This is a genomic window from Streptomyces sp. NPDC091682, from assembly GCF_044756625.1.
In the GTDB taxonomy this organism is placed as follows: domain Bacteria; phylum Actinomycetota; class Actinomycetes; order Streptomycetales; family Streptomycetaceae; genus Streptomyces.
Genome location: NZ_JBIVTH010000009.1, coordinates 189,317 through 208,876 on the forward strand (window position 1 = coordinate 189,317; position 19,560 = coordinate 208,876).

The 19,560-nt window shown below is 72.7% G+C and carries 17 protein-coding genes; 12 read left to right on the forward strand and 5 right to left on the reverse strand.

The annotated features are described in order from the left end of the window. Positions 1-327: 327 nt before the first annotated feature. Both ACIQK6_RS22190 and ACIQK6_RS22195 read left to right on the forward strand, forming a co-directional pair. On the forward strand, positions 328-1,488 hold the full coding sequence (locus ACIQK6_RS22190) for a LacI family DNA-binding transcriptional regulator (protein ID WP_329098696.1): 1,161 nt from the start codon (positions 328-330) through the stop codon (positions 1,486-1,488). 34 nt (positions 1,489-1,522) lie between these two features. After that, the gene (locus ACIQK6_RS22195) at positions 1,523-2,578 is read left to right on the forward strand and encodes an ROK family protein (protein WP_329107585.1); all 1,056 of its coding nucleotides are present in this window, start codon (positions 1,523-1,525) and stop codon (positions 2,576-2,578) included. Between the two features lie 12 nt (positions 2,579-2,590). Here the strand turns inward: ACIQK6_RS22195 and ACIQK6_RS22200 are convergent, their stop codons facing one another. Further along, a complete protein-coding gene (locus ACIQK6_RS22200; protein WP_329098695.1) occupies positions 2,591-3,586 on the reverse strand; it encodes a TAXI family TRAP transporter solute-binding subunit in 996 nt (331 codons plus the stop codon). Positions 3,587-3,618: 32 nt separating this feature from the next. Then, complete coding sequence (locus ACIQK6_RS22205; protein ID WP_402695296.1) at positions 3,619-4,575, reverse strand: LysR family transcriptional regulator; 957 nt, start codon at positions 4,573-4,575, stop codon at positions 3,619-3,621. A gap of 71 nt (positions 4,576-4,646) precedes the next feature. On the opposite strand from ACIQK6_RS22205, the gene ACIQK6_RS22210 reads away from it, so the two are divergent. From ACIQK6_RS22210 to ACIQK6_RS22220, 3 genes are read left to right on the forward strand one after another with little or no spacing between them, the layout of a single operon-like run. Beyond that, the gene (locus tag ACIQK6_RS22210) at positions 4,647-5,360 is read left to right on the forward strand and encodes a maleylpyruvate isomerase family mycothiol-dependent enzyme (RefSeq protein ID WP_329098691.1); all 714 of its coding nucleotides are present in this window, start codon (positions 4,647-4,649) and stop codon (positions 5,358-5,360) included. Next, entirely contained in the window at positions 5,357-6,880 is a 1,524-nt protein-coding gene (gene miaB / locus ACIQK6_RS22215; RefSeq protein ID WP_329098689.1) for a tRNA (N6-isopentenyl adenosine(37)-C2)-methylthiotransferase MiaB, read from the forward strand. The genes ACIQK6_RS22210 and miaB overlap by 4 nt, the downstream gene beginning before the upstream one ends. Positions 6,881-6,918: 38 nt before the next feature. Continuing rightward, the gene (locus tag ACIQK6_RS22220) at positions 6,919-7,641 is read left to right on the forward strand and encodes a hypothetical protein (RefSeq protein WP_402695297.1); all 723 of its coding nucleotides are present in this window, start codon (positions 6,919-6,921) and stop codon (positions 7,639-7,641) included. Between the two features lie 165 nt (positions 7,642-7,806). Here ACIQK6_RS22220 and ACIQK6_RS22225 read toward each other — a convergent pair whose 3' ends face one another. Together ACIQK6_RS22225 and ACIQK6_RS22230 are read right to left on the reverse strand one after the other, a co-directional pair. Further along, positions 7,807-8,052, reverse strand: a complete 246-nt coding sequence (locus ACIQK6_RS22225; RefSeq protein ID WP_329098685.1) for an antitoxin — start codon at positions 8,050-8,052, stop codon at positions 7,807-7,809. 23 nt (positions 8,053-8,075) lie between these two features. Beyond that, complete coding sequence (locus tag ACIQK6_RS22230) at positions 8,076-8,243, reverse strand: gliding motility protein (protein WP_329098683.1); 168 nt, start codon at positions 8,241-8,243, stop codon at positions 8,076-8,078. Positions 8,244-8,470: 227 nt separating this feature from the next. On the opposite strand from ACIQK6_RS22230, the gene miaA reads away from it, so the two are divergent. The 6 genes from miaA (at position 8,471) to hflX (ending at position 16,617) form a co-directional block, all read left to right on the forward strand. Continuing rightward, positions 8,471-9,409: a tRNA (adenosine(37)-N6)-dimethylallyltransferase MiaA gene (gene miaA, locus ACIQK6_RS22235; protein ID WP_329098681.1), complete on the forward strand. Its 939-nt coding sequence runs from the start codon at positions 8,471-8,473 to the stop codon at positions 9,407-9,409. A gap of 126 nt (positions 9,410-9,535) precedes the next feature. Continuing rightward, the gene (locus ACIQK6_RS22240; RefSeq protein WP_402695298.1) at positions 9,536-10,063 is read left to right on the forward strand and encodes a hypothetical protein; all 528 of its coding nucleotides are present in this window, start codon (positions 9,536-9,538) and stop codon (positions 10,061-10,063) included. Between the two features lie 70 nt (positions 10,064-10,133). Then, positions 10,134-11,009, forward strand: coding sequence for a diaminopimelate epimerase (gene dapF / locus ACIQK6_RS22245; RefSeq protein WP_329098679.1), 876 nt, complete (start codon positions 10,134-10,136; stop codon positions 11,007-11,009). A 140-nt stretch (positions 11,010-11,149) separates the two neighbouring features. After that, positions 11,150-13,240 (forward strand): HD domain-containing protein, encoded by a 2,091-nt coding sequence (locus tag ACIQK6_RS22250; RefSeq protein ID WP_329098677.1) that lies wholly within the window; start codon positions 11,150-11,152, stop codon positions 13,238-13,240. Positions 13,241-13,468: 228 nt separating this feature from the next. Then, the gene (locus tag ACIQK6_RS22255; RefSeq protein ID WP_402695299.1) at positions 13,469-14,983 is read left to right on the forward strand and encodes a M1 family metallopeptidase; all 1,515 of its coding nucleotides are present in this window, start codon (positions 13,469-13,471) and stop codon (positions 14,981-14,983) included. Positions 14,984-15,111: 128 nt separating this feature from the next. Next, positions 15,112-16,617 (forward strand): GTPase HflX, encoded by a 1,506-nt coding sequence (gene hflX / locus ACIQK6_RS22260; RefSeq protein WP_329098673.1) that lies wholly within the window; start codon positions 15,112-15,114, stop codon positions 16,615-16,617. Between the two features lie 81 nt (positions 16,618-16,698). Here hflX and ACIQK6_RS22265 read toward each other — a convergent pair whose 3' ends face one another. After that, positions 16,699-17,868: a hypothetical protein gene (locus ACIQK6_RS22265; RefSeq protein WP_329098672.1), complete on the reverse strand. Its 1,170-nt coding sequence runs from the start codon at positions 17,866-17,868 to the stop codon at positions 16,699-16,701. A gap of 189 nt (positions 17,869-18,057) precedes the next feature. Here ACIQK6_RS22265 and ACIQK6_RS22270 point away from each other — a divergent pair, with 189 nt between their 5' ends. After that, the gene (locus tag ACIQK6_RS22270; protein WP_329098670.1) at positions 18,058-19,560 is read left to right on the forward strand and encodes a diaminobutyrate--2-oxoglutarate transaminase family protein; all 1,503 of its coding nucleotides are present in this window, start codon (positions 18,058-18,060) and stop codon (positions 19,558-19,560) included.

Genomic DNA, 19,560 nt, shown 5'->3' on the forward strand with positions numbered 1-19,560 from the left:
CAACGGCCCCGCCCCGAAAGGGCCGTGGGTGGCGGCGCCCGATCCGGCCGCGGCCGTCGCCCCGGGCGCGCGGGGCCCCATACGGGCCTACGCCGGTTCGCCGTAGGGGACTTGGCCGGTCACCGTGCCGCGGCCCGACTCCCGCACGTTCCGGTGGACCGGGCGGCCGAGGTGGACTTCGAGCCACGGCCGCCGCTCGACGCACCCCCCGGAAGACCAATGGATCGTCATAAAAGCGGCCTGTCGGGGCAGGATCGCGTACGGTCCGGCCATTGCCGTCCGTATTCCGCCACGTGTGACGCACCCGAAGGACGAATGAGGCAGGCCATGGCCCGCAGACCCACGATCAAGGACATCGCCCGGCAGGCCGGCGTGTCGGAGAGCGCCGTCTCCTTCGCGCTCAACGGCCGGCCGGGCGTCTCGCAGGACACCCGGGCCCGGATCCGGCGCGTCGCCGAGGAACTCGGCTGGCAGCCCAACAGTGCGGCCCGGGCCCTGTCCGGCGAACGCTCCGGAGCCGTCGGCCTGGTCCTCGCCCGGCCCGCGCACACGCTCGGCGTCGAGTCGTTCTTCCTCCAGCTCGTCTCCGGCATCCAGGAGGTCCTCTCCGCGGCCCGCACCGCCCTGTTGTTCCAGGTCGTCGAGGACATCGACGCCGAATGCGCGGTCTACCGCCGCTGGTGGGCCGAGCGACGGGTCGACGGCGTGCTCGTCGTCGACCCGCGGACCAGCGACCCGAGACCGGCGCTCCTGGAGGGACTGGCCCTGCCCGCGGTCACCATCGGCGAGGCCCTCTTCCCGGACGGCGGCGCGGCCACCGGTCTCGAGGGCAGGACAGGGCCCTCCTCGGCTCCCGCCCAGGATCCGGCCCAGGATCCGGCCCAGGCTTCCACCCAGGCCCAGGCCCCGGCTCCCTCCGCGGCTCTGTCCGCGGCTCTGTCTTCCGTCCGGGCCGACGACGCCGGCGCCATGGCACAGGTCCTCGAGCACCTGTACGGGCTCGGCCACCGCAGGATCGTGCACGTCGCCGGGCTCCCCGGCCTCGCCCACACGGTCCGCCGGATGGAGTCCCTCCGGACCGAGGCCGCACGTCGCGGCCTGGGTCCGGACCAAGTGCGCTCGGTGGTCACCGACTACTCCGACGCCGAGGGCGCGGCGGCCACGCGACGGGTCCTGGCCGAGCCGGATCCACCCACGGCGCTCGTCTACGACAACGACGTGATGGCCGTGGCCGGGCGCGCGGTCGCCGCCGAGCTGAGCATCCCGGTTCCGGGCCGGCTCTCGATCGTGGCCTGGGACGATTCCGCCCTCTGCCGGGTCACCCATCCCCGGCTCACCGCTCTCGTACGGGACACCGCCGGCTTCGGTCGGCTGGCCGCCGAGGAACTCCTGGCCGTCCTCGCGGGCAGCCCGCCCGGGGTGCGGATCAGCGAGCGGCCGAGGCTGGAGCCTCGCGAGAGCACGGCGCCGCCCCCGGCGCATACTTAATCCTGAAAACCTTCCTGGAGCCGCCACCGTGATCATTCCCAGCGCCCCGTTCCCCGCACCACGGGCCGCCGCAGCGGCCGCCGGACCGACGGTCGCGATCGACGTCGGCGGTACGAAGATTGCCGGTGCGCTGGTGCAACCCGACGGCACGATGACGGCCACCACCCGCCGCCCGACCCCGCGCGGGGCGGACGCCGACGGGGTCATGGCGGCGGTCGCCGAGGTCGTCGCCGACCTCTCCGAGTCGCCGCTTTGGGCCTCGGCGGTCCGCTGCGGGATCGGCAGCGCCGGCCCGGTGGACACCTCCCGGGGCACGGTCAGCCCGGTCAACATCGGGGCCTGGCGGGAATTCCCGGTCCAAGAGCGGGTCGTGGCGGAGCTCGCGGCGCGCGGGGCCGACCTGCCGACCGTGCTGGCCGGTGACGGGGTGGCGATGACCGCTGCCGAGCACTGGCTGGGTGCGGCCCGGGGCCACGCGAACGCCCTGTGCATGGTGGTCTCCACGGGCGTGGGCGGTGGCCTGATCCTGAACAACCAGCTCCACCCCGGCCCCACGGGCAACGCGGGGCACATCGGCCACATGAGTGTGGCGTTCGACGGCGAGCCGTGCGTGTGCGGCGGCCACGGGTGCGTCGAGTCGATCGCCTCCGGTACGGCGATCGCCCGCTGGGCCCTGGACCAGGGCTGGACGCCGTCGGGCACGGCGGGGGCCGGCGCAGGTGTCGGCGTGACCGGTGCGAAGGGCGCGGCCGGCCGGCCTGACGCCACGGCAGCGGGAGTGGCAGCTGCCGCCGCCGAGGGCGACCCGGTCGCCCTGGCCGCCTTCGACCGGGCGGGCCGCGCCCTGGCCGCCGCCATCGCGGCCACCGCGACCCTCGTGGAGACGGACATCGCGGTCATCGGCGGTGGAGTGGCCGCGGCCGGCGACATCCTCTTCGCCCCGATCCGCAGCCACCTCGCGGCCTACGCCACGCTCTCGTTCGTCAAGGACATCCAGGTGGTGCCGGCGATGCTGGGCACCCATGCGGGGCTGATCGGCGCGGCCGCGGCAGCGACCATGCTGCTGCCTTCGCCACCGTCCCCTTCGTGAACCCCAGGACGCTCAGGGCTTGACGGACCGGTAGTACCGGCGTGCGCCTTCGTGCAGGTCCAGCGGGTCGGTGTAGATCGCCGTCCGCAGGTCCACGAGCTGCGCCGCGTGCACCTCGCGCCCGACGAGGTCGCGGCTGAGGATCACCGTCCGCGTCAGCTGCTCGGTGAGCTGCGGGTCGGTTCCCGCCGTGGTCACCAGCAGGTTCGGCACGGCCAGGGTCGATACCGAGCTGGTGTTGCGCGCCCGCGTGTAGACGTCCTGCGGCATCACGGCCGTCCGGTAGTAGCGTGCCGGGCTGCCGCTCTCCTGGAGCGGTTCCATCAGGTCACCGAGCGGTACGAGCCGGATGTCGAAGCGCTCCGACAGCTCCTTCACGGCGTTCGTCGGCAGGCCGCCGGACCAGAAGAACGCGTCGATCCGGCCGGCCTCCAGCTCACCCGGCATGGTGTCGATGCCGATCGACACCGGCGTGATGTCCAGAACCGGGTCGATCTTCGCCGCCTTCAACAGTCGCTCCGAGACCAGCCGCACGCCGGAGCCCGGCTGACCGATCGCGACCCGCTTGCCGCTCAGGTCCCGGGCCGACTGCACCGGGGAGCCGGCCGGAACCACCAGCTGCACGTAGTCGTCGTACAGCCGTGCGACCCCGCGCAGTCGGTCCGCGCCGGGCTTCTTGTCGAGCTGGTACTTGGCGACCGCGTCCGCCGTCGCCACCGTGAAGTCCGCCTCGCCGGTGGCCAGCCGCTTCAGGTTCTCCTGCGAGCCCTCGCTGGTCTGCAGGAGCACGTCCACTCCTGGCATGTCCCGGCCCAGCGCCTGCTCCAGCAGTTGCCCGTACCGGTGGTAGACCCCGGTTCGCGCGCCCGTGCTGAAGGTCAGCTCGCCTTCCAGTTCCGGCTGCCCGAAGGGCTTGAGCCACCACGTCAGGACCCCGAGCACGGCGAGTACCGCCACCAGGACCCGCAGGGCGTGGCGCCTGCTGATCCGGGGCGGTACGAGAGGCATGGCCGCGATCCTGCCACCCGTCCGCCGTCCTGTCACGGCGCGGGCCGTCCGGGGGCTCCCGAGCGGAGCCTTCCCAGCAGCTTGCGGGCGGCCGGCCCGGACGGTCCGTCCGTGCGCCAGGCCAGCGCGACCCTCCCGCTCAGTTCCGGCTCGGTGATCCGCAGCGCGCACAGTCCGTTGCCGTTGCCGTTGCCGTTGCCGACGCCGGCACGCTGGCCTGCTGCCGACTCCGCCCCGGACGGCACCACCGCCACCCCCAAGCCCCGCGCGGCCAGCCGGACCAGCACGGCGGGCGCCGCCGCCTCGAAGTCCACCCGCGGGGCGAAGCCCGCCTGCGCACAGGCCCGCTCCAGCACCCCGCGCAGCCCGGTCCCGCGCGGCAGACCGATCAAGGACCGCCCGCGCAGTGCGGCCAGCGGGATCCGGCCGTTCACGGCGGCCGCCACCAGCGGATCGTCCACCCGCACCGCCGCGACCAGGGGTTCGTCGAGGACCACCTGGCAGGAGACGTCCGGCGGCGGTTCCCCCGAGAGGCCGACCACCGCCAGGTCCAGCTCCCCGCGCAGCAGGGCGGCCAGCATCCGCTCAGAGGTGTCCTCGGAGAGCGAGATCTCCACCCCGGGGTGCTCGTCGTGGAAGGCCCCGAGCACCTCCACCACGTCGAACCCGCCCACCACGGCCCCGGCCGCCCCCGGTACCAGCCCGAGTGCCACCCGCCCGCGCAGCAGGCCGGAGAACTCCTCGGCCGTCCGCCGCACGCCCTCCACCGCCGCGAGCACGGCCCGCGCGTACGTGAGCACCGCCCGGCCCGCCTCCGTCGGGGTCACCCGCCGCCCGGACCGGTCCAGCAGCCGCTGCCCGAGCTCGCGTTCCAGTTGTGCGACCTGTGCGCTCACCCCGGGCTGCGACACGTGCAGCCGCGCCCCGGCCCGCGTGAAGCCGCCCTCCTCCACCACGGCCACGAAATAGCGCAGCTGAGCCAGTTCCATAAGCCTGGATTCTAGATTGCAGAAGGACCCGCTCTTGGACTTATGCCCAATGCCGCCCCGACCCTGAAGCCATGAGCCGACCCACCGACCGACCCAACGATCGACCGACCTCCCGACCGACCTCCCGATCCACCTCGCCCACCTCCGTGCACCGCCGTGGGATCGCCGCGGCCGTCGCCGCCGAACGCCGCGAGCTGGCCGACGTACTGGACGCCCTGACCCCGGACCAGTGGGACGCCCCCTCCCTCTGCGCCGGCTGGCGCGTCCGCGAGGTCGCCGCCCACCTGTCCCTCGGCTTCCGCACCACCCTCCCCGGCTTCGCCGCCGAACTGCTGCGCGCCCGCGGCAACCTGCACCGGATGACCGACCGCACGGCCCGCCGCGACGCCGCCGCCTTCACCGCGCGCGAGCTCGCCGCGCTGCTCCGCGAGAACGCCGACCACCCCTGGAAACCGCCCGCCGCCGGCCCCACCGGAGCCCTCGCCCACGACGTGGTCCACGGCCTCGACATCACCGTCGCCCTCGGCCACCCGCGCCGCGTCCCCGCAGACCGGCTGCGGCTCCTCCTCGACGCGGTCACCCCCCGGTCCCTGCGCTTCTTCGGCGCGGACCTGACCGGCGTCCAGCTGTGCGCGCAGGACCTGGACTGGTCCCACGGCGAGGGAACTCCCGTGCACGGGGAAGCCCAGGACCTGCTGCTCGTCCTCTTCGGCCGCCGCCTTCCCCCGGGTCGGCTGAACGGGGGACCGGAGGGCCACCGGGTACCGCCTACCCTTGTTGCATGACCAGCAGCGACCGGAGCCAGGCAGTGGACGTGAAGCGAAGCTACGAGGTGCGCACCTACGGGTGCCAGATGAACGTGCACGACTCGGAGCGGCTCTCCGGTCTGCTGGAGGACGCCGGTTACGTCCGGGCGCCCGAAGGCGCCGACGGCGACGCCGACGTCGTGGTCTTCAACACCTGCGCGGTCCGCGAGAACGCCGACAACAAGCTGTACGGCAACCTCGGCCGACTGGCCCCGATGAAGACGAAGCGCCCCGGCATGCAGATCGCCGTCGGCGGCTGCCTCGCCCAGAAGGACCGCGACACGATCGTCAAGCGGGCCCCCTGGGTCGACGTCGTCTTCGGTACGCACAACATCGGCAAGCTGCCCGTACTGCTGGAGCGCGCCCGCATCCAGGAGGAGGCGCAGGTCGAGATCGCCGAGTCGCTGGAGGCCTTCCCCTCCACGCTCCCGACCCGCCGCGAGTCCGCCTACGCCGCCTGGGTCTCGATCTCCGTCGGCTGCAACAACACCTGCACCTTCTGCATCGTCCCGGCCCTGCGCGGCAAGGAAGAGGACCGCCGGCCCGGCGACATCCTCGCCGAGGTGGAGGCCCTGGTCGCCGAGGGCGTCTCGGAGATCACCCTGCTCGGCCAGAACGTGAACGCGTACGGCTCGGACCTCGGCGACCGGGAGGCCTTCAGCAAGCTGCTGCGCGCCTGCGGCCAGATCGAGGGCCTGGAGCGGGTCCGCTTCACCTCCCCGCACCCGCGCGACTTCACGGACGACGTGATCGCGGCGATGGCCGAGACCCCGAACGTGATGCCGCAGCTGCACATGCCGATGCAGTCCGGTTCGGACCCGATCCTGAAGGCGATGCGCCGCTCGTACCGGCAGGAGCGGTTCCTCGGCATCATCGAGAAGGTCCGCGCCGCGATCCCGCACGCCGCGATCTCCACCGACATCATCGTGGGCTTCCCCGGCGAGACGGAGGAGGACTTCCAGCAGACGATGCACGCCGTGCGCGAGGCCCGCTTCGCGAACGCCTTCACCTTCCAGTACTCCAAGCGGCCCGGCACCCCCGCCGCCGACATGGACGGGCAGATCCCCAAGGAGGTCGTGCAGGACCGCTACATGCGCCTGGTCGCCCTCCAGGAGGAGATCTCCTGGGAGGAGAACAAGAAGCAGGTCGGCCGCACCCTGGAGGTCATGGTCGCGGAGGGCGAGGGCCGCAAGGACGGCGCCACGCACCGCCTGTCCGGCCGCGCCCCCGACAACCGCCTGGTCCACTTCACCAAGCCGGAGCAGGAGGTCCGCCCCGGCGACGTGGTCACCGTGGACATCACCTACGCCGCGCCGCACCACCTGCTGGCCGAGGGCCCGACGCTGATCGTGCGCCGCACCCGCGCCGGCGACGCCTGGGAGAAGCGCAACGCCGCCCCCGCCCAGCCGGCGGGCGTCATGCTCGGGATCCCGAAGCTGGGCGTCCCGGCGCCCCTGCCGGTCGTCACCTCCGGCTGCTCGGTGCCCACCTCCTCCTGAGGGGCACGGGCCCCGCGCCTGCGGCTAGGCTGCGGATCATGCTCGTAGCCGCCGCCGTTTGTCCTGCCCCGCCGCTGCTCGTGCCCGAGGTGGCCGCGGGGGCCGCCGCCGAACTCGGCGACGCCCGCACCGCCTGCTCCGACGCGCTGGCGGTGCTCGCCGCGTCCCGGCCCGACCTGCTGGTCGTGGTCGGGGCCGCCGCCGAGGGCGGCGCGTACGACCAGGGCACCCCCGGCGGCTTCGCTGGGTTCGGCGTGGACCTGACCGTCACCCTGGGCCCCGACCTGGGCGAACTGCCGAGCGGCCATGCCACCGGGTCCACCCTCCCGGCTTCCCTCGCGGTGGCCGGCTGGCTCCTCGGCCAGGCCCGCTGGGCGGCAGCCCCGGTCGCCGGGGTGGCCGTCGCCGCGGACCTCGCCCCGAGCGGCTGCGGCCTCCTCGGCGCGGACCTGGGCGGTTCCGCCGAACGCGTGGCCATGCTGGTCCTCGGGGACGGCAGTGCGTGCCGCACCCTCAAGGCCCCCGGATACCTCGACGAGCGCGCCGCGGCCTTCGACGCGGAGGCCGCCCGTGCGCTGGGCGCCGCCGACGTCGCCGCGTTGGCCGGGATCGATGCCGCTCTCGCGGCCGAGCTCCAGGCCGCCGGACGGGCCCCCTGGCAGGTGCTGGCCGGCGCCGCCGGGGGCGCGGAGCTGGCGGGACGGCTGCTGTACGAGGACGCGCCGTACGGCGTGGGGTACTTCGTCGCCGCCTGGTCTTAGCCGGTCGTAGCCGTTCCTGATCGTTCCCGGCCGGTCGTGGCCGCGCGGCGGCCGCGCAGCCGACGGGGCGCGACAGGGCTACCAGGAGGGGCCGTGGGGCTCTCGGAACGGCGAAGGGGCGCGGGACCCGGCCGTGCCGGTCCCGCGCCCCTTTCCCGGACCGCGTCAGGAGGCGGCCGGCGGCGTCGGCCCGCCGGGAGCGTCCTTGTGCGCGATCTTCCCCAGGGCGTCCTTCGCCTTGCCCGTTCCGCTCGTGATCTGGCCGCTGTACTTGCCCTTGGTCTTGGAGTCCATGGCCCTGGCCACCTTGTCCAGACTCTCGCCGATCTTGCCCTCGTGCTGCAGCGCGAGATCGCCGACCTTGTCCTTCGCCGGAGCGAGCTTGGCCTTTAGATTGTCCAGCAGGCCCATGGGTCACCTTCCGTTGGCGGTCGCTACGTACGGGCGCCCTCGCCGGTCTCGCTGTCCGCAGCCACCGGGGCCGCCTGCTGCTTCGGGATCTCCACGACTCCCGCCTCCGGAGACTTCTCGGCAACAGGCTCGGCCTCCTCGGCCGTGCCGGACTCCGCCGTCAGGTCCTCCGTCGCGACCTCTTCGGTCACAATCTCGTCCTTACGGCGAAAAAACCGATCAAAAATGCCCATGTCTACTCCCGTAACGTTACTCGTGTGAGTGAAGTTCCGCGTCGACCGGACCGGCCTGCGCCGGGCGTACGCAGGGCGCATGTCCGGCCGGAACCTCGCCAGGGCAACGACCCCGACCCCACCCCGTCACGTCACTCGATCGGGTACATGGCTGTGTCTTGACCAGGGGCTGCGAAACTGGGGCGGTGAGGAATGCAGCCCCCGCCCCGCGGGTCATCGCCGTCGTAGGTCCCACCGCGGCAGGAAAGTCCGACCTGGGCGTCGCCCTGGCCCGCCGCTTCGACGGCGAAGTCGTCAACGCCGACTCCATGCAGCTGTACCGGGGGATGGACATCGGTACCGCCAAGCTGACGACCGAGGAGCGCGGCGGCGTGCCGCACCACCTCCTCGACATCTGGGACGTCACCGACACCGCCAACGTCGCCGACTACCAGCGGCTGGCTCGCCTGGAGATCGACAAACTGCTCGCCGAGGGGCGTACCCCCGTCCTCGTCGGCGGATCCGGCCTGTACGTCCGTGGCGCCCTGGACGTCATGGAGTTCCCCGGCACCGACCCCGAGGTGCGGGCCCGACTGGAGGAAGAGCTCGCGCTCCGCGGCTCCGGCGTCCTGCACGCCCGGCTCGCCGCCGCCGACCCGGCCGCCGCGCAGGCCATCCTGCCCAGCAACGGCCGCCGCATCGTCCGCGCGCTCGAAGTGATCGAGATCACCGGCCGCCCCTTCACGGCCAACCTGCCCAGCCACGATTCCGTTTACGACACCGTGCAGATCGGCGTCGACGTGGCCCGCCCGGAGCTCGACGAGCGGATCGCGCTGCGGGTCGACCGGATGTGGGAGGCCGGACTGGTGGACGAGGTCCGCGCACTGGAGGCCCGCGGGCTGCGCGACGGAATCACGGCCTCCAGGGCGCTCGGCTACCAGCAGGTCCTTGCCGCGCTCGCCGGTGAGTGCACCGAGGACGAGGCCCGGGCCGAGACCGTCCGGGCGACCAAGCGGTTCGCCCGCCGCCAGGACTCCTGGTTCCGCCGCGACCCGCGCGTCCACTGGCTCAGCGGGGCCGTCGCCGACCGGGGGGAACTCCTCGGACTCGCGCAGTCGTTGGTCGAACGAGCGGTCACAGCCTGATCACGTGATGGCATCGGGACGCCTCACGCGCCAGTAGCGGGGCCGGGGGCGTGCCATCATCAAACTCCAGCAGGTGCGATCACCTGCGATGAACGGCGGCGTACTGAGTCCGAGTGGGGAGGGCGCGTGGCGATGGAGGCCGGCCCTCGCGACACCGGGCGGGACGATACCCGGAGGGAAGCGGACCCGATGCTTCTGGACGGGACCGACGAGACGGACGGGCCCGCGGGCCTCGGGCTGCCCGCCGATCCGGCGCGACTGACCCCGGACGGCCCGGACACCCCGGACTCCGCCGAGGCGGAAGCCGCCGCCGGACCCGAGTTCGAGGTCGAACTGCGCCCGCAGCGCCGCCTGCGCCTGTGGCAGATCGCCCCCATTGCGATGCTCGCCGCCACCGGTTCGCTGATGTTCGCCTTCCCGCTCGCCTTCGAGTTCGGCGACGGCGGTGCCGTGGTCGCCATGCTCGGCTTCCTGATCAGCTGCTGCGCCGGAGGCTGGGGAATGATGGCCGCCCGACGGGTCGGCTACACGTGGCCCGGCCTCCCGGTTCGGGGGAGCGGCCGCCGCCCGGACTGGCGCATGGCCGCGCTCTACGCCGTCGTCGCACTGGCCGTCGTAGGTCTCGCCGTGTACCGGGTCGCCCGGCTCCGCTGACCGCCCCTCGGACGGTTCCGCCCTTCGGACGGTCCGGCGGCCCTGAGCTGGTGCTCGGTACCATGGGCCGGTGACGCAGACCACCCTCTCCTTCCTCAAGGGCCACGGCACCGAGAACGACTTCGTGATCGTCCCGGACCCGGACAACGCCATCGAGCTGCCCGCGTCCGCCGTCGCGAAGCTGTGCGACCGGCGCGCCGGAATCGGTGCTGACGGCGTCCTTCACGTCGTCCGGTCCGCCGCGCACCCCGAGGCCGCGCACCTGGCCGACGAAGCCGAGTGGTTCATGGACTACCGCAACAGCGACGGCTCCATCGCCGAGATGTGCGGCAACGGCGTGCGCGTCTTCGCCCGCTACCTCCAGCACGCCGGACACGTCGAACCGGGCGACCTCGCCGTCGCCACCCGCGGGGGCGTCAAGCGGGTGCACCTCGACAAGAAGGGCGACGTCACCGTCTCCATGGGCCGCGCCGAGCTGCCCGCCGGCGAGGTCACGGTCAGCGTCGACGCCCGGAGCTGGACCGCGCGGAACGTGAACATGGGCAACCCGCACGCGGTGGCCTTCGTCGAGAGCCTCGACCACGCGGGGAACCTGTTCGCCGCCCCCGCGTTCAGCCCGGAGTCCGCCTACCCGGCCGGGGTCAACGTCGAGTTCGTCGTCGACCGGGGCCCCCGACACGTCGCCATGCGCGTCCACGAGCGCGGCTCCGGCGAGACCCGCTCCTGCGGCACCGGCGCCTGCGCCGTCGCCGTGGCCGCCATCCGCCGCGACGGCGTCGACCCGGCCGCCACCGGCGAACCGGTCGCGTACACCGTCGACCTCCCCGGCGGAACCCTGATCATCACCGAACACCCCGACGGGCAGATCGACATGACCGGACCAGCCGTGATCGTGGCTGCGGGGGAGTTCGAGGGGTCCTGGCTCACCGAAACGGCTTTCGGCTAGAGCTTCCCTCTAACGGGTGATCCGTTTCACGCTGAGCGAGAGGTGGACTGCGCCACGTGGTGGGGTCGGTAACATCAGGCACCGGCCCTGAGGGCTCACCCCATGCCCACCACCGCCGGTCGAAGCCGCCGGAGGTGCCCATGAGTGCAGAGGCCACGAACCCCGAAGCACACCCCGAAGCGCGCCCTGAGCTCCGCAGACGCGGTCGGACCAGGCTCGATCTGCGCCGGCTCGGGCGCGCGGCCCTGCTCGGGCCGACGTCACGAGACCGGCTTCCGGACGCGATCGGCCACGTTGCCGAGGCGCACCGCGCCCACCACCCGGACGCCGATTTGTCCATTCTGCGCCGCGCGTATCTCCTCGCGGAGACCTCGCACCGCGGCCAGATGCGAAAAAGTGGTGAGCCGTACATCACACATCCACTCGCCGTCACCCTGATCCTCGCCGAACTCGGCGCCGAAACCACCACCTTGACGGCCTCTCTGCTCCACGACACCGTCGAAGACACCGACGTGACCCTCGACCAGGTCCGGGCGGAGTTCGGTGACGAGGTGTGCTTCATCGTCGACGGCGTCACCAAGGTGGAGAAGATCGACTACGGCGCCGCCGCCGAACCCGAGACCTTCCGCAAGATGCTCGTCGCCACCGGCAACGACGTCCGCGTCATGTCCATCAAACTCGCCGACCGGCTGCACAACATGCGCACCCTGGGCGTGATGCGCCCCGAGAAGCAGGCCCGCATCGCCAAGGTCACCCGCGACGTGCTCATCCCGCTGGCCGAACGGCTCGGCGTGCAGGCCCTCAAGACCGAGTTGGAAGACCTCGTCTTCGCGATCCTGCACCCCGAGGAGTACGAGAGCACCCGCGCGCTCCTCGCCGCCCATGCCGGAGAACGCGACCCGCTGCCCGCCATCGCCGACTCCGTACGGGGTGTCCTGCGCGAGGCCGGCATCGCCGCCGAAGTACAGGTCCGGCCACGGCACTTCGTCTCCGTGCACCGCATTTCCCGCACCCGCGGCGAACTGCGCGGCTCCGACTTCGGCCGCATCCTCGTCCTCGTCGGCGAGAACGCCGACTGCTACGCCGTGCTCGGCGAGCTGCACACCTGCTTCACCCCGGTCGTCTCAGAGTTCAAGGACTTCATCGCCACCCCGAAGTTCAACCTCTACCAGTCGCTGCACACCGCCTTCGCCACCCCCGAGGGCTACGTGGCCGAGGTCATCGTGCGGACCCGGCAGATGCACCGCGTCGCCGAGGCCGGCGTGGTCGCCCTCGGCAATCCGTACGCCACCGCGACGGCCGATGCCGCCGCCGACCCGGACGAGGAGCGCGTGGACCCCACGCGCCCCGGCTGGCTGTCCCGACTCCTCGACTGGCAACAGTCCGCGCCCGACCCCGACACCTTCTGGACCGTGCTCCGGGCGGAGCTGGCCCAGGACCGGGAGATCACCGTGTTCCGGGACGATGGCAGCGCCACCGGCACGATCAGTCTGCCGGCCGGAGCCAGCTGTATCGACGCCGCCTACGCGCAGCACGGCGAGGCGGCCCACGGCTGTATCGGCGCCCGCGTCAACGGGCGCCTCACCTCCCTGTCCTCCGCCCTGTCCGACGGGGACACCGTCCAGCTGCTGCTCGCGCAGGACGCCACCTCCGGCCCCGCCGCCGAGTGGCTGGACCACGCACGGACCCCCGCCGCCCGGATCGCCATCAGCAGCTGGCTCGAATCCCATCCCGACCGCGCCATGGCCACCACCTCGGCCGCCCGGGCACCGCTCTCGGTGGTCGGGGCCCGCGGTGGCGGGGCCAACGCGGTCGCCGACCTGCCGGACGCCACCGTGCGGCTGGCCGGGTGCTGCACCCCGGTGCCACCGGACGCCGTCGCCGGGTTCCTGGTCCGCGGCGGGGCCGTCACCGTGCACCGCATCCACTGCGCGGCGGTGGCGCAGATGCGCGCCGTGGGGCGCACCTCCGTCGCCGTGCACTGGCGGGCGACGGCGGACTGCCGGGTCACCCTGCGCGCTGAATCGTTCGGCCGCCCGCACCTGCTGGCCGACCTGACCGAGGCCATCGCCCGCGAGGGGGTCGAGGTGGTCTCCGCGACCGTGGAGCCGCCGGTCGAACAGCGGGTCCGGCACAGCTACACCCTCCAGCTGCCCGACGCGGCCGGGCTGCCCGCGCTGATGCGGGCGATGCGGGACGTGCCGGGCGTGTACGACGTGAGCCGGGTGTAGGCGCGGTCCAGGTCTACGGGTCTACGGGTCTACGGGTCTACGGGTCTACGGGTCTACAGGGCTCCGGGGCTAAGGGCGCGCCCAGACGCGGGCCGCGCGGAGACGTGGCCCGGTGGGGACGCGGGCCGGGAGCGGACGTAGGCCGGAACGCCTCCGGAAGGCCCCGTTCGGGTGGACCCGTCGCGCGCCGTACGCGGCCGTGTGGCGGGCGCTGGTAAGCGGTGGTGGATGCAGCTCTCCTCCCCGCGCCTGCGCGCCACCCTGCTCGCCGCGGCCTCCCTCACCCTCGTCGCCGCCGTCCTGCCCCCACCGAAGCCGCTGGGCATCGGCGACAGGCTCTTTCCGGAGCTAGGGAACCCGGGGTACGACGTGCTCTCGTACGACCTGTCCTTCGACTACAAGGACAATCTGAACCCGCTCGACGCGGTCACCGTCATCGACGCCCGCGCCCTGGAGCGGCTGGAGCGCATCAATCTGGACTTCACCCACGGCAAGGTGGCGTCCGCGGAGGTCAACGGGGAGCCGGCGCGGTTCGAGAGCGTGGCCGAGGACCTGGTCCTGACGCCCGCGCGCCCGGTGGCGGACAACATGCCGCTGCACATCACCATCCGGCACACCAGCGATCCGCGCGGCCGCGGCGACGGCGGCTGGGTGCCCACGGAGGACGGCTTGGCCATGGCCAACCAGGCCGACGCCGCGCACTGCGTCTTCCCCTGCAACGACCACCCCGCCGACAAGGCGCTCTTCACCTTCCGGATCACCGCCCCGGCCGGCCTCACGGCCGTCGCCAACGGGGAGTCGGTGGCCCCCGCCGTGCGGCTCGGCCCCACGACGACCTGGACGTACCGCACCCGGCACCCGATGGCCACCGAGCTGGCCCAGGTCTCCGTGGGCCGCTCCGAGGTCGTGCACGGCACCGGACCGCACGGGCTGCCGCTGCGCGACGTGGTGCCCGCGGCCGACCGGCAGCGGCTCGATCCCTGGCTCAAGAAGACCGCGGGCCACATCGAGTGGATGGAGGAGCGCGTCGGCCGCTACCCCTTCGAGAACTACGGTGTGCTGATCGCGCGGGCCACGACCGGCTTCGAGCTGGAGACGCAGACCCTCTCGCTCTTCGAGAGCAACCTGTTCGCGCGCGACGGCTACCCCGACTGGTACGTCGAGTCCGTGATGGTCCACGAGCTCGCCCACCAGTGGTTCGGCGACAGCGTCACCCCGCGGACCTGGTCCGACCTGTGGCTCAACGAGGGACACGCCACCTGGTACGAGGCCCTGTACGCGGACGGGCTCGGCAAGTACTCCCTGGAGCGGCGCATGCGCGAGGCGTACCAGCGTTCCGACCAGTGGCGGGCGGCGGGCGGCCCGCCGGCCGCCCCGAAGGCAGCCGCACCCGGCCAGAAGATCGGGCTGTTCCGGCCGGTGGTCTACGACGGGTCCGCGCTGATCCTCTACGCCCTGCGGCAGGAGATCGGCACGGAGGCCTTCGAGAAGATCGAGCGGCGCTGGGTCGCGGAGAACCGGGACGGGATCGCGGGGACGGCCGACTTCGTACGCCTGGCATCGCAGGAGGCGGGCCGTGACCTCGCGGCCTTCCTGGAGCCCTGGCTGTACGGGGCCACGACCCCGCCGATGCCGGGGCACCCGGAGTGGAGCGGCACGGCGGCCTCTGGCAAGCCGGCCTCTGGCAAGCCGGCCTCCGGCAAGGCGACCCCCGGCACGGCGGCGGACGTGAGCACCCGATAAAAGGGTGTGACCGGCGAGGAACGGGCATGTCACCATCGACGGGGCCGTGCGGGGAATCCCCCGGCGGTGTGACACGTTGGACGTGACAGCTAACGTGGCACTGCTATTCGAATCGACGTAAGGATCCAATGACCTCCTCTTCTTCCCCTTCCCAGGACGCGCGGGACGCCCAGGACGTGCGGGACTCGCAGAGCTTCACCGAGAGCCTTCGGGCCGATGCCCTGATGGAAGAGGACGTCGCCTGGAGCCACGAGATCGACGGAGACCGGGACGGCGAGCAGTTCGAACGCTCGGAGCGCGCGGCCCTGCGCCGCGTGGTCGGCCTCTCCACCGAGCTCGAAGACGTCACCGAGGTCGAGTACCGGCAGCTGCGCCTGGAGCGCGTCGTCCTGGTCGGCGTCTGGACCTCCGGCACGGTGAACGACGCGGAGAACTCCCTCGCGGAGCTCGCCGCCCTCGCCGAGACGGCGGGTGCTCTCGTACTCGACGGTGTGATCCAGCGCCGTGACAAGCCGGACCCGGCCACCTTCATCGGCTCGGGCAAGGCGCGCGAGCTGCGTGACATCGTCATGGAGAGCGGCGCGGACACCGTCGTGTGCGACGGTGAGCTCAGCCCCGGCCAGCTCATCGCCCTTGAGGACGTCGTCAAGGTGAAGGTGGTCGACCGGACCGCGCTGATCCTCGACATCTTCGCCCAGCACGCCAAGTCCCGAGAGGGCAAGGCGCAGGTCGCCCTCGCGCAGATGCAGTACATGCTGCCGCGACTGCGCGGCTGGGGTGCCTCGCTGTCCCGGCAGATGGGTGGCGGCGGCGGTGGCGGCATGGCCACGCGCGGCCCCGGTGAGACCAAGATCGAGACCGACCGACGTCGGATCCGCGAGAAGATGGCGAAGATGCGCCGGGAGATCGCGGAGATGAAGACCGGCCGTGACATCAAGCGGCAGGAACGGCGCCGCAACAAGGTGCCCTCGGTCGCCATCGCCGGTTACACCAACGCGGGCAAGTCCTCGCTGCTCAACCGCCTCACGGGCGCGGGCGTGCTGGTGGAGAACGCACTGTTCGCCACCCTCGACCCGACCGTGCGCCGGGCCGAGACGCCGAGCGGCCGGGTCTACACCCTGGCCGACACCGTCGGCTTCGTCCGGCACCTGCCCCACCACCTCGTCGAGGCCTTCCGCTCCACGATGGAGGAGGTCGGCGACTCCGACCTCATCCTGCACATCGTGGACGGCTCGCACCCGGCGCCGGAGGAACAGCTGGCGGCGGTGCGCGAGGTGATCCGTGAGGTCGGCGCGGTGAACGTGCCCGAGATCGTCGTGATCAACAAGGCGGACGCCGCGGACCCGCTGGTCCTGCAGCGGCTGCTGCGGATCGAACGGCACTCCATCGCCGTCTCGGCGCGCACGGGCATGGGCATCGAGGAACTCCTCGCGCTCATCGACTCCGAGCTGCCGCGGCCCGAGGTCGAGGTGGAGGCCCTGGTGCCGTACACGCGCGGCTCGCTGGTCGCCAAGGCGCACGCCGAGGGCGAGGTGATCTCCGAGGAGCACACCCCGGACGGCACCCTGCTCAAGGCGCGGGTCCACCAGGAACTGGCGGCGGACCTGGCGCCGTACGCGCTCGCGAAGCGCTGAGCGGGCTTGACGGCTTGACGGCTGAGGCCCCCCTGCACCGCAGGGGGGCCTCAGCCGTTCGGTCACGCTCGGGGTTCGGGGCTACTTGAACTTGGCGCTGACGGCGTCGAAAATGCCCTTCGCCTCCGGCCCCAGCCGGGGCCCGGCCAGCCAGCCCGCCTTGGCCGGGCCTATCGAGGTGTTCGACACCAGCGCCGGCTTGCCGTCGGCGCCCGCCGTGACCCAGCCGCCACCGGAGGAACCGCCGGTCATGGTGCAGCCGATGCGGTACATCACCGGGTCGTTCGCGTTCAGGGACAGCCGGCCCGGCCGGTCCGTGCACTGGAAGGCGCGCTGGCCGTCGAACGGAGCCGCCGCCGGGTAGCCCGTCGCCGTGATGCTCGCGACCTTCGGCACGGCCTGCGCGTTGAAGTCCACCGGGAGCGCCGAACCGACGGTCTCTTCCAGGGACTTGGTCTTGCCCTTCTCGGGCGCCACGTGGAGCACCGCGAAGTCGTAGGGGGCACCCGCGCCGCCGGTCGGACCGCCGCTCGCGATCCACTGGTCGGAGGTCTGCGCCCAGTCGCTCCACCACACGCCGAACGGGGCCACCGTCTCGCGGGGCGCGCCCTTGAGCTGTGCCGACGGCTTGCCCGTGTTGTTGTAGGACGGGACGAAGGCGATGTTGCGGTACCAGCCGCCGGCCTTGCCCGCGTGGACGCAGTGGCCCGCGGTCCAGACCATGTTCGACTTGCCGGGGTGGGCCGGGTCCTTGATCACGGTCGCCGAGCAGACCATCGAGCCCTCGGGGCCGTCGAAGAACACCTTGCCGGACGACGGAACGCTCGTGTGGTAGGGCGGGTTGGCCTGCTTGGCCGCCACCGGTGCCGGGGTCGGGTCGGTGACGCCCTGGTCCTTGCCCGCGTCGGGGTCGACGGACGGACGCTGCGGCTGCTCGGCGTCACGCATGCGGTCCGGGTCCCACAGGCCCTCGATGACCGGGTTGATGTAGTCGCCCGCCTCGCGGAGCCAGTCCTCCTTCTTCCAGTTCTTCCACTCACCCCCCTTCCACTTCTCCAGGTCTATACCGTGTTCCTTGAGCTTGTCCTTGAGCTGGTCCGGGATCTTGATCCCGTCCTGGCCCGGCAGGCTCGCCGCCACGGTCGGCTTGGCGTCGCCGCCGGCCTCCTCGTCGCCGGGGCCGCAGGCAGCCGCGGTCAGCGCGAGCGTGGCCGCGCACAGAATCGCGGTGACCGGTCGGTTCGATCGCATGTCGTTCGTCCCCCTGGGAGTTCGAGGAGTGGAGTGCAGCCCCCCACTATGCCGCTGTCGCCCAGGACGACACAGGCCGGGGCCGTGGTTCCTGGCGCTCTCCCCTTGCAGAACAAGGATCTTGAGTCAACCCGTGATCCCTCGCCGTCACCGTCGTTGGTACGTACGGGGGATGGGGGAGCAGCGTTCATGTTCGAGACGCAATCCGGAAGAGCAATCAGTGCGGGAGGACCGACACTCGTGGCTGCCACCGAGCCGGCCGCGGCGGCGGCCGCGACAGAGATCCCACCTCAAGTGCCGCCGCAGGGAAGCCGGGGACCGGTTCCGGACGGAGCCGGCAGCCCGGGCGGTTCGGGTCGCTCGGGCCGCTCGGGCGTGAGCGAGGGGCCGGGGGGTTCCGTCGCTCCTGAGAACATCCTGCGCAGACAGGCACAGCGGGAGTCCGCCGCCCGGACGTACGCGCGCTCGCTGCCCATCGTCCCCGTGCGGGCCCGCGGGCTCACCATCGAGGGCGCCGACGGGCGGCGCTACCTCGACTGCCTCTCCGGCGCCGGCACGCTCGCCCTCGGGCACAACCATCCGGTGGTGCTCGAAGCCATCCGGGGCGTCCTCGACTCGGGGGCCCCGCTGCACGTGCTGGACCTCGCGACCCCGGTCAAGGACGCCTTCACCACCGAGCTGTTCGCCAACCTGCCGCCCGCGCTCGCAGCCGACGCGCGCATCCAGTTCTGCGGTCCGGCCGGAACGGACGCCGTGGAGGCCGCACTCACACTGGTGCGCACCGCGACCGGACGCCCCGGGCTGCTCGCCTTCACCGGGGCCTACCACGGCATGACCGCCGGGGCCCTGGACGCTTCGGGCGGCGCCCCCGGCGTGCGGGTGACCCGGCTGCCGTACCCGCAGGACCTGCGCTGCCCGTTCGGAGTCGGTGGCCCAGAAGGCGCCGAACTCTCCGCGCGCTGGACGGAGAACCTGCTGGACGACCCGAAGGGCGGAGTGTCCGCCCCCGCAGGCATGATCGTCGAGCCCGTGCAGGGCGAGGGCGGGGTGATCCCCGCCCCGGACGGTTGGCTGCGCCGGATGCGCGAGATCACCGCGGCGCGGGGGATCCCGCTGATCGCCGACGAGGTGCAGACGGGCGTCGGCCGGACCGGTGCCTTCTGGGGAGTCGACCACGCCGGGGTGGTGCCCGACGTCATGGTCCTCTCCAAGGCGATCGGTGGCAGCCTGCCGCTCGCGGTGATCGTGTATCGGGCCGCCCTGGACGTCTGGGCCCCCGGCGCGCACGCGGGCACCTTCCGCGGCAACCAGCTCGCCATGGCCGCCGGTACCGCCACGCTCACCTTCGTCCGCGAGAACCGGCTCGCCGAGCGCGCCGCCGCCCTGGGGGAACGGATGCTGGCCGCCCTGCACGGCCTGGCCTGCGGCCATCCGTGCATCGGAGAGGTACGGGGCCGGGGCCTGATGATCGGCATCGAACTCGTCGACCCCGACACCGGGGCCGCCGCGCCGTCCCTCGCCGCTGCCGTCCGCCAGGAGTGCCTGGACCGCGGCCTGATCGTCGAACTCGGCGGCCGCCACGGCGCCGTGGTGCGCCTCCTTCCCCCGCTGACCCTGACCGACGAGCAGGCCGCGGCGGTCCTCGACCGTCTGGCCGACGCCATCCCGGCCGCCGCCCGTCGGACCCACTGA

What these genes read in the sequence shown, in the direction of transcription:
- ACIQK6_RS22190 (WP_329098696.1), top strand. Translation starts at nt 328, where the DNA reads ATGGCCCGCAGACCCACGATCAAGGACATCGCCCGGCAGGCCGGCGTG.
- ACIQK6_RS22200 (WP_329098695.1), bottom strand. Translation starts at nt 3,586, where the DNA reads ATGCCTCTCGTACCGCCCCGGATCAGCAGGCGCCACGCCCTGCGGGTC.
- ACIQK6_RS22205 (WP_402695296.1), bottom strand. Translation starts at nt 4,575, where the DNA reads ATGGAACTGGCTCAGCTGCGCTATTTCGTGGCCGTGGTGGAGGAGGGC.
- ACIQK6_RS22210 (WP_329098691.1), top strand. Translation starts at nt 4,647, where the DNA reads ATGAGCCGACCCACCGACCGACCCAACGATCGACCGACCTCCCGACCG.
- miaB (WP_329098689.1), top strand. Translation starts at nt 5,357, where the DNA reads ATGACCAGCAGCGACCGGAGCCAGGCAGTGGACGTGAAGCGAAGCTAC.
- ACIQK6_RS22220 (WP_402695297.1), top strand. Translation starts at nt 6,919, where the DNA reads ATGCTCGTAGCCGCCGCCGTTTGTCCTGCCCCGCCGCTGCTCGTGCCC.
- ACIQK6_RS22225 (WP_329098685.1), bottom strand. Translation starts at nt 8,052, where the DNA reads ATGGGCCTGCTGGACAATCTAAAGGCCAAGCTCGCTCCGGCGAAGGAC.
- ACIQK6_RS22250 (WP_329098677.1), top strand. Translation starts at nt 11,150, where the DNA reads ATGAGTGCAGAGGCCACGAACCCCGAAGCACACCCCGAAGCGCGCCCT.
- ACIQK6_RS22255 (WP_402695299.1), top strand. Translation starts at nt 13,469, where the DNA reads ATGCAGCTCTCCTCCCCGCGCCTGCGCGCCACCCTGCTCGCCGCGGCC.
- hflX (WP_329098673.1), top strand. Translation starts at nt 15,112, where the DNA reads ATGACCTCCTCTTCTTCCCCTTCCCAGGACGCGCGGGACGCCCAGGAC.
- ACIQK6_RS22265 (WP_329098672.1), bottom strand. Translation starts at nt 17,868, where the DNA reads ATGCGATCGAACCGACCGGTCACCGCGATTCTGTGCGCGGCCACGCTC.
- ACIQK6_RS22270 (WP_329098670.1), top strand. Translation starts at nt 18,058, where the DNA reads ATGTTCGAGACGCAATCCGGAAGAGCAATCAGTGCGGGAGGACCGACA.